Origin of the sequence: Flagellimonas flava, from assembly GCF_900129665.1 — a bacterium.
Taxonomy (GTDB): Bacteria; Bacteroidota; Bacteroidia; order Flavobacteriales; family Flavobacteriaceae; genus Flagellimonas; species Flagellimonas flava.
The window spans coordinates 728,253-740,525 of sequence record NZ_FQWL01000002.1 but is presented as its reverse complement, the minus strand read 5'-3'; the positions used below and the strand labels follow the sequence as shown (position 1 = coordinate 740,525).

The following is a 12,273-nucleotide window of genomic DNA, read 5'->3' as shown; positions in this document are numbered from 1 at the left end:
ATGTTAAAAAAACACCTATTCCCCGCCCTCATCATGCTGCTCTCCTTTGGAGGGGCAGCCCAGGAATTGACCATTCCGCAGTTATCGCAATACATTGCCGATAACCCCTTCTTAATGTCTCCTACCTATGCGGGTATTGGCGACCATATCAAGGTTCGACTTAACGGTTTAACCCAATGGGTAGGTATAGAAGATGCCCCCGATACGCAGACCTTGGCGGCGGATGCGCGTATTGGTAACCGATCCGGGTTAGGGATGTTGATGTACAATGATAGTAACGGTGAAACCAAGCAACGGGGTGCAAGGGTATCTTTTGCCCACCACCTTACTTTAGATCGGTATGAAGATATCTTCTTGTCATTTGGAATTTCATATAATTTCAACCAGTTTAGAATTGATGTTGAAAACTTTACCGATTTCAACGGGCAGCGCCCAACAGATGACAAGGCTACCACAAACCATAACTTTGATCTTGGGGTGTTATACAGATTTAAAAAATTCTATATAAGCGCCAATGCTTCCAACGTTCTCAACAAGGATTTAGCGCAGTTTAATCCTGTTTTTGAGCCTAACACTTTGAGAAATTACTATGCCTACGCAGGATACAGTATTTCAAAAAACAAAAACAGCAAACTGGAAATTGAGCCATCTGTTTTCTATCAGTACTTCGAAAGTGATGGTAGGTCCGTGACCGATTTAAATGCCAAATTCCGATTTCACGATTTTGAAGACTATTATTATGTTGGTGTAACCTACCGTTTTTTGAATGATCAATTAGGAAAACCCCTGTACATTGCACCTATTGCAGGATTGAAAAAGAACAATTTTTATTTTGGTTATTCCTATCAGGTAATTACCAACGAAATTCTAGGATACAGCACGGGTACCCATGTTGTTACCGTTGGAATGGATTTGTTCCAGGGCATCAGTAACTGTAGGTGTATGTATTAATCCCATGGTTTGCCCTATTTTTGTTGCTCTAAAATTAGGGTGTGGGGAAAATTAGGTTAAAAAATATCAGGGTACATTCCAATCATGGGTGTCTTAAGGAGGAAATGTTGATAGGAAGTGATTATCGGGTGGATTTAGAGATTTGCGCCAATTTGTCCCTCCCTTCAAAATCCGATAAACTTTCAGAAACGGTTGATTACGTTCATCTCAACAACATAGTTAAGGAAGAAATGGCTGTTCGTTCCAATTTATTGGAGCATGTGGCCAAACGAATTCTTGATAGGATTTTTAAAGAATTGCCTGAAGTAAAAAAATCAGAAATTGAAGTTGCAAAAATAAATCCTCCAATTGGTGGGGACGTCCAAAGTGTAGCTGTTGTTTTAAGTGCCGAAAGACCTTAGTTTTGGTTTGGGCAAGCTAAAAAAAGTAGTACATTTGCTCCCTGAAACGGCATCGTGGCCGAGTGGCTAGGCACAGCTCTGCAAAAGCTTGTACAGCGGTTCGAATCCGCTCGATGCCTCCAAGAACCCAGCAAAATTTGCTGGGTTTTTTTATTCACTTATGCGTTCAATGCCTTCTTTGATATCAAACTTTTCTTTGGGTAGAAAACCTTTGATAATCAAAACGATTCCACAAACGATAATTACCAGACCAAGTATCTTTTTGATCATCACAATGCGGTCTTTCGTCAAATATCCCTTCAATTGCTTGGCCAACAATATCTTAAATACATCCGTCATAAAATAAACAATGATCATTGTGCTGAAAAAGACCAAAATCCGATTTGGGTCATTATCCAGACTGGGGCCAACAATTACAATAAGACCCAGCCAAAAAGCGAGCACCCCTATATTGATAAAATTGAGCAAAAATCCTTTGATCATAAGTCCTGCATACGTTCCTTTTGAAGCCTTCAAATTTTCCTTTTTGGAAGCTTTTTTTACGAAAATTACAATCCCGTACACTAAAAGAATCATCCCCCCGAAAACAAAAAGACCTGGTTGGTTGCTTAGGTTTTCCAACAGTTGAAAACTACTGAAATACGCTATCAACAAGAAGACAATGTCAGCGATAATTACCCCAAAATCGAAACTGATTCCAGCTCTAAAACCTTTAGTGGCACTGGTTTCCAAGAGCACAAAGAACACCGGACCTATCATAAAGGCCAGTAAAAACCCCAAGGGTATTGCCGCTTGAATATCGTCTATCATATTAGTCCATTCGAATTATCTTTCCTCCGAACACTTTTTTTTCATCCATTTTCAGGGGATCACCATAAACCAGAACCTCACCACCTGCTTTTACATTGGCCTTTACATAATCCGTGGCGTAGATTTTTGCATCCCCTCCTGCATTCACAACAATCGTGGAAAAACGGGTTTTAAATTCCTTTCCATCATAGCTGCCTCCAGTATTGATAATAATATCTTGGTTCTCGGCAAAACCACTTACCGCAATTTCTCCTCCCGTAATCGCCTTGATTAAAAGTTGTTCTGTCTGACATTTCAGTTCCAGCTCACCACCCTCTTGGGCCCTTAAATCCAGAACATCCTGTTCAAAAACTTCACTGGACCTAATCCGGGCATCTTCGTTCACATCGATTACTTTAAGCGTTTGTGCAAAATAAAGATCCACATGGGTTCTATAACCGCTAAAAATCTTGTCTATTTCCATTCGAAGTTTCAACACCCCATTATTGTTGACAATGGCAACTTTTCCGGTGTTTGCCCCTTTAATTACAGCCTTGTTCTCATTGGATTTAATAAGGTTAATCGATAGTCCATCAAAACCCTTTACTTCTGTAAATTCCCGCAGTTCCTTTGTAAGCTGTTCTTCCTGTGCGCTTGCGATTTGAAATGAAATCAGTAACGCTAAAATTTTAAAAGCCTTCATGTCTTAAAAATTTATGCCCACATATCACAAATTGTATTCCAAAATCAGTTTTTCTTCTTTCCCAACAAGGAAAAATCCAGATGCCGTTTCACCAAATCAGTATCTTTAACCATTACATAGACCTCATCTCCCAATTGATACATGCGATTGGTTCGCTCACCTATTATTGCAAATTGCTTCTCATCAAACAAATAATAGTCATCCTTAATATCCCTGATACGGACCATGCCCTCACATTTGTTTTCCACAATTTCTACGTAGATACCCCATTCTGTAACTCCAGATATCACACCTAAAAATTCCTGGTCTTTATGATCCTCCATAAACTTGATCTGCATATATTTTATGGAATCCCGTTCAGCGCTGGAGGCCAATAGTTCCATATCTGAGGAATGTTTGCATTTTTCCTCATACACAGGTACCTGGGGCTGTTTTCCACCATCCAAATAATGTTGGAGCAATCTATGTACCATTACATCCGGATATCGTCGTATAGGGGATGTAAAGTGGGTATAATAGTCGAATCCCAGACCATAGTGACCAATATTCTCCGTGGTGTAAATGGCCTTGCTCATACTTCTTATCGTCAAAGTGTCCACTAGGTTCTGTTCTTTCTTTCCCTTTACATCTTTTAATAGTTGGTTCAGCGAACTGTTCAGGCTTTTTTTATCCTTCAGGTTAATGGAGTGGCCAAACCTGGAAATCAGTCCGTTCAGGGCCAGTAATTTTTCCTCATCAGGTTCATCATGAATCCGGTATACAAAGGTCTTTTTTTGTTTTCCTATAAATTCGGCCACCTTTTTGTTCGCCAACAGCATAAACTCTTCAATAAGTTTGTTGGCATCCTTTGCCTCTTTGAAGAACACACTTTCGGGTTCGTTCTTCGCATTTAGGTTGAACCGCACCTCAATCTTATCAAACGAAATAGCCCCATCATCCATGCGCTGCTTGCGCATTACTTTGGCCATTTTGTCTAAACTCAAAACCGCTTCTTTTATAGCTGGACCAACCTCATAGGCCTTGCCCCGTATAGATACCTCTTTTGGAATTTTTCCTTGTCCGGTTTCTATGATATGCTGTGCCTCCTCATACGCAAAACGTTCATTGGAGTTAATGGCGGTCCTCCCAAACCATTGGTTGATCAATTTGGCACTTTCATCCATTTCAAAGATGGCAGAAAACGTATATTTTTCCTCATTGGGCCTTAAGGAACAGGCCATGTTCGACAACACTTCCGGCAACATGGGCACCACACGATCAACCAAATACACAGATGTGGCCCTTTCATACGCTTCATCATCCAACACGGTGCCAGGTTGCAAATAATGGGAAACATCGGCAATATGGATACCTACCTCATAATTTCCGTTTTCCAGTTTTTGAAATGAGAGCGCATCATCAAAATCCTTCGCGTCTTTTGGGTCTATGGTAAACGTGAGCACGTCTCGCATATCCCTTCGTTTGGCTACTTCGGACTCATGGATTTTGGTGTCCAATGTTTTTGCAAATTGCTCAACCTCATATGGGAATTCATAAGGTAGCCCGTACTCTGCCAAAATGGAATGAATCTCTGTGTTGTGCTCTCCAGGTTTTCCTAAAACTTCAGTGACTTCACCATAAGGTGAATCTGCATCCTTTGGCCAGTCTCCAAGCTTCACTACCACTTTTTCACCGTCCTTTGCCTTCTTTAGTTTTTCTAAAGGGACAAAAATATCAGTGTACATCTTTGGGTCGGAAGGTCGCACAAAAGCAAAAGTTTTCTGTTTGTCCACGACACCAACATAAGTGGATTTTCTTCGTTCCAAAACCTTGGCAATCTCACCCTCAGGTTTCTTGCCATTGCGCCTGGGCTTCAGAAACACTTCCACCAAATCTCCGTGAAAAGCCCTATTGAGTTTCTTGTAAGGAACAAACACGTCATCATCCAGTTCTTCTGCTATGATATAAGCGTTACCACTGGTGGTCAAGTCCACTTTTCCCGTATAATAGGTATGCAGGGAAGGCTTCTTTTTGAATCTTCCCCTTTCGGCTTCCAGTATTCGATCACTGGATTTCAGCTGGCCGAGGCGTTTAATAAGTAAATTTCGTTCTTGGGTATCCGATAACCCAAGTTTTGCAGCTATTTGTTTGTAATTAAAACTTTTGGAAGGTTCTTTTTCCAGTACTGTAAAGATGCCTTTCGTAATCTCATTCTTTCGCTGACTTCTTGCCCTTTTCTTTTTCTTAGACATCGACAGTTTAATTTCGTGAAAATTACAAATTATAATCCGACACCATAGGAAGAAACATCAACTAATACTAAAACAACTTTGGTTTATCAACAATTACATTATAATCTATTTTCTTTTCTTTTTTAAAATTATAAAAATGGTGATGATGATTGCTTGTTGAAATGTGGAATAAAATAATGATGAAATAATTGCTTTGAACGCAATAAAAACTTTGTTCACATTTTTTCAGTTCAGGTTAAAATTAATAATCAAGGACTTATAATTTTTATCCACGATGTTTAATAAGCGTTTTCAACATGATTTTATTAAAAAGTTAATTTGAATATGGTGTTGACTACTTCAAGATTTTATTGAATTATGGTTGATTAATTTTTGAAGGATTCTATAACAAATACCAAAATTTATTCCGTAATGGCTTTTTAATTTGGTTCTTCAAAATTTAGTTACATTAAGTTTTCTACGAACGATCAACAAAAACCCTTTTTTATCAAGTCTCTGAATTTGAAGCTAATGGAAACTATAGTTGATTTTTATCAACAGTACACCTTTAAAAGAATTGTACCTTTGTATACTACCAATCTAAATCTTGAACAATGAAAATAGCTATAGGAAATGACCACGCCGGAACCGACTATAAACTTGCGGTTATTGGACTTCTAAAATCCAAAGGAATAGAAGTGATAAATTACGGCACTGATGGTACTGATAGTGTTGATTATCCTGACTTTGCCCACCCTGTTGCAAAGGATGTAGAAGAAGAAAATGTGGATGTGGGTATTGTTATTTGTGGAAGTGGGAATGGTGCCAGCATGACAATTAATAAATACAAAAATGTAAGAGGTGCGTTATGTTGGAACAAAGAAATTACTGCTTTGGCGCGTGTTCACAATGATGCCAACATTCTTAGCTTACCTGCACGGTTTATTGCCTTGCCACAGGCTTTGGAAATGGTAGAAACTTTCCTGAACACAGAATTTGAAGGCGGGCGCCACGAACGCCGCGTAGAAAAAATACCTTGCCGATAGGTAAAGCAACTACCTATGGGGCACCACCACCATCACGGACATTCCCATTCCCATACTGATCTAAAGGGGAGGAATCTCCTTATTTCCATTCTACTCAATATTGTAATTACGGTTTCCCAAGTGGTGGGCGGGATTATTTCCGGCAGTCTGGCGCTTTTGTCCGACGCCCTTCACAATTTTAGTGATGTCCTTTCCTTGGTTATCAGCTATGTCGCCACCTTATTGGGGAGAAAAAAGGCCTCCAAGAATAAGACCTTTGGTTATAAACGTGCCGAAATTTTGGCAGCTTTCATCAACGCGGCCACATTAATGGTAGTAGCGGTCATTTTAATGATTGAGGCTGTGGAACGCTTTTTTGAGCCCCAGGAAATTGAGTCCAATCTGGTGATTTGGCTGTCCTTGATTGCCATTCTGGGTAATGGTTTTAGTGTACTGCTGTTGCGAAAGGATTCCGAGGATAATATGAATATGAAATCGGCCTATTTGCATTTGCTTACGGATATGATGGCCTCGGTAGCGGTTTTGGTGGGCGGATTGCTGATGAAATTCTACCAGATATTTTGGGTAGATGCCCTGCTTACTTTGGCCATAGCCCTATATCTGATTTATATGGGATACGATTTATTGAAGGAATCCACCAAGGTATTGATGCTGTTCACACCAAGAACCATAGAAGTTCAGGAGATAGTGGAATCCATTTGCACTCTGCAACCAGTTAAAAATGTCCATCATGTGCATATTTGGCAATTGAACGAGGATGAAATCCATATGGAGGCACATATCGATTTTAAGGAGGACATAAAACTCTCCGAATTTGACAAGATTCTGGAGGATATTGAAGAGCATGTGTATCACAAACATGGCATCAACCATGTGAACATTCAGCCAGAGTTTGATAAATGTGATTCCAAAAGTATAATTGTGCAGGATTAATGGAAATTCGAATTAAAACCTTCAACGAATTGAACACTACAGAACTTTACCAGCTTTTGGAGTTGCGGAGTGCAGTTTTTGTGGTGGAGCAGGATTGTGTCTACAAAGATGCGGATGGCAAGGACCAAAAAGCCATTCATGTGCTGGGGAAAAAAGACAATCAGGTAGTGGCTTACACCCGCATGTTTGGACCCGGGGATTACTTTGATAACCCGAGTATAGGTCGCGTAGTTGTGGAGAAAGACCAGCGCCAGTTTGGATATGGGAAGGTAATCATGGAAGCCTCCATCCAGGGTTTGGAAACCAGATATCCAGGTGAGACCCTAGAGCTTTCCGCCCAAACGTATTTGATTAAATTTTACAACAGTTTGGGCTTTAAAGAAACTGGTGAGCCGTATTTGGAGGATGGAATTCCGCATGTGAGGATGGTAAAGCAAAACCAAGCCTCATGAAATACCAAACCTTTCAACCGCATCCAGATTTAGCTTCGCTGATTAGTTGCTATTGGTCATTGGAAGTTCCTGCTTCGGACAATCCCCAACGACAGCGCATCGTTCCGGATGGAAAGATCGAAATGGCGTTTATATTCGGGGACGACATCAAACACTACACCACCGAAAATGAGTATGTTTTGCAGCCCCGAGCATTTGTGTTGGGACAGACGCTGGAGCCTTTTTATATAGAACCAACTGGTTATGTGGATTCCTTTTCTATCAGTTTTTATCCCTATGGCTTTGCCAATTTTGTGGATGTACCCTTAAAGACCTTAGCCAATAAGGAAACACCCATTGAAAACCTTTTTGGACATGAGACCGCCAAAAATCTGGAGAATCAGATGGTCCAGGCGGCTGATACCCAGGAACGGATTACGATTGTTGAAAAATTTCTATTGGACAGGCTCAACCAAACCAACACGGTGGACACCATTGTAAAATTGACCGTAGAGGCGTTGCTGGCCACCAAAGGGAATACTTCCATAAGCAATATCCTTAAAGAAGACCCTTCCAAAAGACGACAATTGGAACGGAAATTTTCGGAACAGATAGGCATCAGTCCCAAACAGCTGGGCAAGGTCATCCGTTTGCAAAGTGCGCTAAAATTGTTGTTGAGCGGAGAAGGTGAAAGTCTTACTAAGATTGCCTACGAAAGTGAGTACTATGATCAGGCCCATTTTATAAAGGACTTTAAGGAGTTCACCGGTATTAGTCCAAAGGAGTTTTTGGGACACGAAAACATGGCGCTCTCCTCCGCTTTCTATAAATAGGTTTGGTTGTCGCATTTTTACAATTTCCGGGATTTTGGGTATTTTAGATTTATCACTTAGTTAAATCAAAAACATGAAAAGAATCCTTTTTGGCCTATCTGCGGCTGTAATTGCCATGAGTTTTACGGCCTGTCAACCCAAATCCAAACCCGCTCCGGAAACGGAAGAAGTAAACCCAGTAGAAACCCAAAAAACAGACCCTATGAATACTTATGTCTCCATTTTTGAAATTCCAGCTACGGATATCGACCGTGCCATCGGTTTTTACCAGAACATTTTGGGCCTACAGATAGAAAAAATGGAATTCCCTGGACTAGAAATGGGCTTATTGCCTTTTGAGGACCAAATGGTAACGGGGGTAATTATGAAGGGGGAAGGTAACGAACCTTCTGCTGCCGGAATAACCATATATCTGAACGGTGGAAACGACCTTCAGCCTATTTTGGACCAAGTGGAACCCAATGGCGGGCAAATCTTGATGCCTAAAACCCCTCATGCGGACGAAAGTGGATTTTTTGCCCTGTTTTTAGACTCTGAAGGCAATAAATTGGGCTTGCATTCGGAGAATTAGCTTATAAAACCATGGACTTAAACGGAATTTAATGTAACAAATCCCAAAACTTCCCACATATATTATACTAAGAGTGTTTTATGCAGGGTTGATGTACCTTGTCAATATGTAATCCCGTATTATTATGGCCCACGGAAGTTTATCTCAATTTAAAGCTACACTTGCCAGAAAAAACGCGCGTAAAGATAAAGCTGAGGGAAAATTTGATAGGAAGAAGCTGGGGTTTAAAGACTCTGATTCAAAACCCGAATTTGATTTTCCAGAAATATCCGAGTCTGAACTGGAAAATTTAAAAAAGGACATTCGCAAAAAAGCAAAATCTGATAGACGGAAAGAACTTGCCATATTCGGAATAATTTTAATAGGAATAATTTGCTTGCTTGTCTTTTTGAATATGTAGTGAATGTAAAAAGGGCCATAATGGGCTTGCAATGTCACAACCAAAAATTCCTTACATTCCCCTTGTGAACCATCTGCCCAAATCCAAACAAGAAGAACTACAACTGCTCACGGAGCAGCTTTCCGCTTTTAAAGAAGAAGAAAAGCGTGATACCCTGCTATTTAATATTTCAAAAAGAGGCTTTTAAAAGCAAAAAGAAAATTATCGGTTCTTCTCCGTAACAATTTTACTTTTGCATCTTCTTATATCATCAAATCAAAAAACGCAAAAATGAAATTTATCCCCCAGGTCATGACGATGGCCATATTCGTCATGGTATCATGTTCAAGTGATAATGAAGACTCACAAAATGACATTTATTTAAAAATACCAGACCAATCATTTGAAACTATGCTGGTCGACCAGGGCATAGATTCGGACGGTTTGGTAAACCAGCGCATGCTTAAAACTGATGCGGAGGAAATAACAGTGTTGGATGTGAGCTTTTCCGGTAAAGGAACCATAATGGATTTAACCGGAATCGAAGGTTTTGTCAACCTAAAAAAACTATCCGTGGCCCAACACGAACTGGAGCAGATAGACTTATCTTCAAACACACAACTGGACACCTTGTACTTGATGGGAAACTATCTTACCAGTATTGATGTGGGGAACAACCCCAATCTGATTTCATTGGACCTTAAGGTCAATTCCCTTAGCTCTATCACGGGTCTATCAAAAGCAAATCAATTGAAAGATTTAAGGTTGTCCTTTAACTTGTTTGAAGAAATCAGCATACACAATCCTTCTTTGGAAAATTTGCTCATGAGCCATAACGAATTAACGTCTTTGGATATAGAAGGTGCTGTAAACTTAAAGAACATCTTACTGAGGCTCAATAAGGTCAAGGAGTTGGACTTAAGTTCAAACGTGGCATTGGAAAACGTGTTTGTTGACAATAATAAGCTGGAAACCATCAACTTTGGAACAAATGTGAACTACAAATACCTAAACCTTCACAACAACTTACTATCAGAACTAGATGTGAGCGAATATAAAGAGCTCATAAAAATAACGATCAACAACAATCCAGATTTAGGTTGTGTTAAGATTGATGTTGGTCAAGAAATCCCGACCATTGAAAAATCGGAAAATCAAGAGTTTAGTTCAATTTGTGAATAGCTAAACTAAGGGTTTAGCAACTCCGGTTCTACATAGAAACTCCAATCGTAGAATCAGATTTACAGGCTTTTCAACCTTGTTTTTTCGGGAGAAAAAGAGATAGCCTTCCGTTCTTGGGTTGAGGTTCGCCAACTGCATTTTTCCATGAAAAGTAGGTTGGGAATCTGCAAGTTGTCTCAGTCTTTTAGAGGTCAACTCCCTTTTTGAGAGACATTCTAAGAGCTTGGCCTTGTTCACTTGGGTGATATGGCATGAGTTAAAATCGCCGTGAACATCCGTCCAAATTCCAGTAACCAAAAGGTAGAGGTCCGTTTTTTTCTGGGTGTCCAAAAACCAACCTGTTTTCTGTTTTCCATACTTTTCATAGAAAAGTTCAAAAGCGAAAGTGGGCAGTTTTTTGTTGAGGTAATCCAACTGTGCCTTCTCGTCCGCGTAATATTTTTTCGGGGTTTTCTTGTGTGTAAGTACCAGGTCAACGCCCAAATGCTGCTGTTTCCTATCCTGAATTCGTTCTACCAAATAATCAGGCAGTAATTTGGGATATTGGAGATCCAAATAGCGGGAAAGTTTTTGTTCTAGAAGTAGGTCGGATTCAAAATTACTTTTCAAATTCTTGGATTTTCCGGAACAGGGTCTTGCCAATGCGCTCCACCACACCCACTACCAAAGCGTTGCCCATAAAAAAGGCCCGCTTGGCATCGGAAATGCCCTCCAATTGGGTGTGATTGTCCGGAAACATATTCAACCGTTCCAATTCAACAGGGGAAAGTCTGCGCAATCCCTTTGTGGTCTGTACCACATGCTTAAACCGAGAAGGGGATTTGCCGCCCTCTCCTGTAATAATAGTTCTGGAAGGTTGATCAAGGGCATCTGGGAATACCATACCGCCCTCGCTATAATTGTATTCAAAACCTGCTTTGGTTCTTCTGATCTCTTTTTTGGCCCCCTTGAGGTATTCCCATTTGGGCAGGTCGTCCTGGGGAATAAAGAGAAGTTCATCAGCACTGCCATTTTCCAAGACATCGGCCAATACGGTCCCGGTTTCCCCATAAACGGGAAGCGTCTTTTGGGTCATGACTTTCCCATCTAGGGAAAGCCCTGAATTTAAAAAAGGGGAAAGACCTCCATCTGGATTAAAACGTTCTGATAATCGGACCAAATCCTTGTCGAGATTGAAAATGGTTGCCGAAGGAGAAACTTTTTTATGGGGAAATGAAGTGGAAAGCACGCCATCCTCCTCAATCCAAGTTGAAGAGGACGATTTTTTAAGGTGTTGGTACAATGCGGTGGATTTGTGGTAACCCAGAAAAAAAACCCGCCTTCGCCGCTGGGGCATCCCATAATCTGCCGCGTTGATCACCCGCCATTCCACGGCATAGCCCAGTTCGTTAAGACTGCTCAGCATAACGGCAAAATCACGACCACGTTGTGTAGAGGGCGATTTCAGCATACGGTCCACATTTTCAAAAAACAGGTATTTGGGTTTGTTTTTCTTTTCGGAAAGGATTCGATGGATGGACCACCACAAGACTCCCTTTTTACCCAGCAAACCTTTTGAATTTTTCAACGAAGTAGCCACGGAATAATCTTGGCAAGGGAATCCGCCCACTAGAATATCATGGTCCGGGATTTCCGAGGTAGGCACTTCCTCAATGTTTTGGTTGGAATGGTTTTTAGGCCCAAAACGGGCTTCGTATACCAAAGATGCGTGCTGCATTTTGGTGGAAGGCTCCCATTGGTTGCTCCAGACCACCTTGTAGTTTCCACTGACCTCCAATCCCAACCTGAATCCGCCCACGCCGGCAAAAAGCTCACATACCCTCAGTTGTTGCATACCCAAAAAT

The 12,273-nt window shown here is 40.7% G+C and carries 15 protein-coding genes and 1 tRNA gene; 11 read left to right on the top strand and 5 right to left on the bottom strand.

The window, feature by feature from the left end:
• The 3 genes from BUC10_RS09230 to BUC10_RS09220 all read left to right on the top strand — a co-directional run bounded on the left by BUC10_RS09230 (window position 1) and on the right by BUC10_RS09220 (window position 1,474).
• Window positions 1-951, top strand: a complete 951-nt coding sequence (locus tag BUC10_RS09230; protein ID WP_073178921.1) for a PorP/SprF family type IX secretion system membrane protein — start codon at window positions 1-3, stop codon at window positions 949-951.
• Window positions 952-992: 41 nt separating this feature from the next.
• Window positions 993-1,352: a dihydroneopterin aldolase gene (gene folB / locus BUC10_RS09225; protein ID WP_073178650.1), complete on the top strand. Its 360-nt coding sequence runs from the start codon at window positions 993-995 to the stop codon at window positions 1,350-1,352.
• Between the two features lie 48 nt (window positions 1,353-1,400).
• Window positions 1,401-1,474: transfer RNA gene (locus tag BUC10_RS09220), tRNA-Cys, on the top strand.
• Window positions 1,475-1,502: 28 nt separating this feature from the next.
• On the opposite strand, the gene BUC10_RS09215 is transcribed toward BUC10_RS09220, so the two are convergent.
• From BUC10_RS09215 to rnr, 3 genes are read right to left on the bottom strand one after another with little or no spacing between them, the layout of a single operon-like run.
• Window positions 1,503-2,162 carry a LysE family translocator gene (locus BUC10_RS09215; RefSeq protein WP_073178649.1) on the bottom strand — a complete coding sequence of 220 codons (660 nt, stop codon included), beginning with the start codon at window positions 2,160-2,162 and terminating at the stop codon, window positions 1,503-1,505.
• Window position 2,163: 1 nt separating this feature from the next.
• The gene (locus BUC10_RS09210; protein ID WP_073178648.1) at window positions 2,164-2,844 is read right to left on the bottom strand and encodes a head GIN domain-containing protein; all 681 of its coding nucleotides are present in this window, start codon (window positions 2,842-2,844) and stop codon (window positions 2,164-2,166) included.
• A gap of 44 nt (window positions 2,845-2,888) precedes the next feature.
• Window positions 2,889-5,075: a ribonuclease R gene (gene rnr / locus BUC10_RS09205; RefSeq protein WP_073178646.1), complete on the bottom strand. Its 2,187-nt coding sequence runs from the start codon at window positions 5,073-5,075 to the stop codon at window positions 2,889-2,891.
• A gap of 593 nt (window positions 5,076-5,668) precedes the next feature.
• On the opposite strand from rnr, the gene rpiB reads away from it, so the two are divergent.
• The 8 genes from rpiB to BUC10_RS09170 all read left to right on the top strand — a co-directional run bounded on the left by rpiB (window position 5,669) and on the right by BUC10_RS09170 (window position 10,429).
• Window positions 5,669-6,100 carry a ribose 5-phosphate isomerase B gene (gene rpiB, locus BUC10_RS09200; RefSeq protein WP_073178645.1) on the top strand — a complete coding sequence of 144 codons (432 nt, stop codon included), beginning with the start codon at window positions 5,669-5,671 and terminating at the stop codon, window positions 6,098-6,100.
• 15 nt (window positions 6,101-6,115) lie between these two features.
• On the top strand, window positions 6,116-7,033 hold the full coding sequence (locus BUC10_RS09195) for a cation diffusion facilitator family transporter (protein WP_073178644.1): 918 nt from the start codon (window positions 6,116-6,118) through the stop codon (window positions 7,031-7,033).
• The gene (locus BUC10_RS09190; RefSeq protein ID WP_073178643.1) at window positions 7,033-7,485 is read left to right on the top strand and encodes a GNAT family N-acetyltransferase; all 453 of its coding nucleotides are present in this window, start codon (window positions 7,033-7,035) and stop codon (window positions 7,483-7,485) included. Before BUC10_RS09195 ends, BUC10_RS09190 begins: the two co-directional genes overlap by 1 nt.
• Entirely contained in the window at window positions 7,482-8,297 is an 816-nt protein-coding gene (locus BUC10_RS09185; RefSeq protein WP_073178642.1) for a DUF6597 domain-containing transcriptional factor, read from the top strand. Before BUC10_RS09190 ends, BUC10_RS09185 begins: the two co-directional genes overlap by 4 nt.
• Window positions 8,298-8,370: 73 nt before the next feature.
• Window positions 8,371-8,868 (top strand): VOC family protein, encoded by a 498-nt coding sequence (locus BUC10_RS09180; protein WP_073178640.1) that lies wholly within the window; start codon window positions 8,371-8,373, stop codon window positions 8,866-8,868.
• Between the two features lie 124 nt (window positions 8,869-8,992).
• The gene (locus tag BUC10_RS09175) at window positions 8,993-9,268 is read left to right on the top strand and encodes a hypothetical protein (RefSeq protein ID WP_073178638.1); all 276 of its coding nucleotides are present in this window, start codon (window positions 8,993-8,995) and stop codon (window positions 9,266-9,268) included.
• A gap of 31 nt (window positions 9,269-9,299) precedes the next feature.
• Window positions 9,300-9,455 carry a hypothetical protein gene (locus BUC10_RS17830; RefSeq protein ID WP_165614876.1) on the top strand — a complete coding sequence of 52 codons (156 nt, stop codon included), beginning with the start codon at window positions 9,300-9,302 and terminating at the stop codon, window positions 9,453-9,455.
• A gap of 83 nt (window positions 9,456-9,538) precedes the next feature.
• Entirely contained in the window at window positions 9,539-10,429 is an 891-nt protein-coding gene (locus tag BUC10_RS09170; RefSeq protein WP_073178636.1) for a leucine-rich repeat domain-containing protein, read from the top strand.
• Here the strand turns inward: BUC10_RS09170 and BUC10_RS09165 are convergent, their stop codons facing one another.
• Window positions 10,430-11,038, bottom strand: coding sequence for a hypothetical protein (locus BUC10_RS09165; protein WP_073178633.1), 609 nt, complete (start codon window positions 11,036-11,038; stop codon window positions 10,430-10,432).
• Window positions 11,028-12,263 carry a DNA (cytosine-5-)-methyltransferase gene (gene dcm / locus BUC10_RS09160; RefSeq protein WP_073178631.1) on the bottom strand — a complete coding sequence of 412 codons (1,236 nt, stop codon included), beginning with the start codon at window positions 12,261-12,263 and terminating at the stop codon, window positions 11,028-11,030. Before dcm ends, BUC10_RS09165 begins: the two co-directional genes overlap by 11 nt.
• Between the last annotated feature and the right edge of the window lie 10 nt (window positions 12,264-12,273).

What these genes read in the sequence shown, in the direction of transcription:
- BUC10_RS09185 (WP_073178642.1), top strand. Translation starts at nt 7,482, where the DNA reads ATGAAATACCAAACCTTTCAACCGCATCCAGATTTAGCTTCGCTGATT.
- BUC10_RS09190 (WP_073178643.1), top strand. Translation starts at nt 7,033, where the DNA reads ATGGAAATTCGAATTAAAACCTTCAACGAATTGAACACTACAGAACTT.
- BUC10_RS09215 (WP_073178649.1), bottom strand. Translation starts at nt 2,162, where the DNA reads ATGATAGACGATATTCAAGCGGCAATACCCTTGGGGTTTTTACTGGCC.
- dcm (WP_073178631.1), bottom strand. Translation starts at nt 12,263, where the DNA reads ATGCAACAACTGAGGGTATGTGAGCTTTTTGCCGGCGTGGGCGGATTC.
- BUC10_RS09210 (WP_073178648.1), bottom strand. Translation starts at nt 2,844, where the DNA reads ATGAAGGCTTTTAAAATTTTAGCGTTACTGATTTCATTTCAAATCGCA.
- BUC10_RS09195 (WP_073178644.1), top strand. Translation starts at nt 6,116, where the DNA reads ATGGGGCACCACCACCATCACGGACATTCCCATTCCCATACTGATCTA.
- rnr (WP_073178646.1), bottom strand. Translation starts at nt 5,075, where the DNA reads ATGTCTAAGAAAAAGAAAAGGGCAAGAAGTCAGCGAAAGAATGAGATT.
- BUC10_RS09180 (WP_073178640.1), top strand. Translation starts at nt 8,371, where the DNA reads ATGAAAAGAATCCTTTTTGGCCTATCTGCGGCTGTAATTGCCATGAGT.
- BUC10_RS09175 (WP_073178638.1), top strand. Translation starts at nt 8,993, where the DNA reads ATGGCCCACGGAAGTTTATCTCAATTTAAAGCTACACTTGCCAGAAAA.
- BUC10_RS17830 (WP_165614876.1), top strand. Translation starts at nt 9,300, where the DNA reads ATGTCACAACCAAAAATTCCTTACATTCCCCTTGTGAACCATCTGCCC.
- BUC10_RS09170 (WP_073178636.1), top strand. Translation starts at nt 9,539, where the DNA reads ATGAAATTTATCCCCCAGGTCATGACGATGGCCATATTCGTCATGGTA.
- BUC10_RS09230 (WP_073178921.1), top strand. Translation starts at nt 1, where the DNA reads ATGTTAAAAAAACACCTATTCCCCGCCCTCATCATGCTGCTCTCCTTT.
- rpiB (WP_073178645.1), top strand. Translation starts at nt 5,669, where the DNA reads ATGAAAATAGCTATAGGAAATGACCACGCCGGAACCGACTATAAACTT.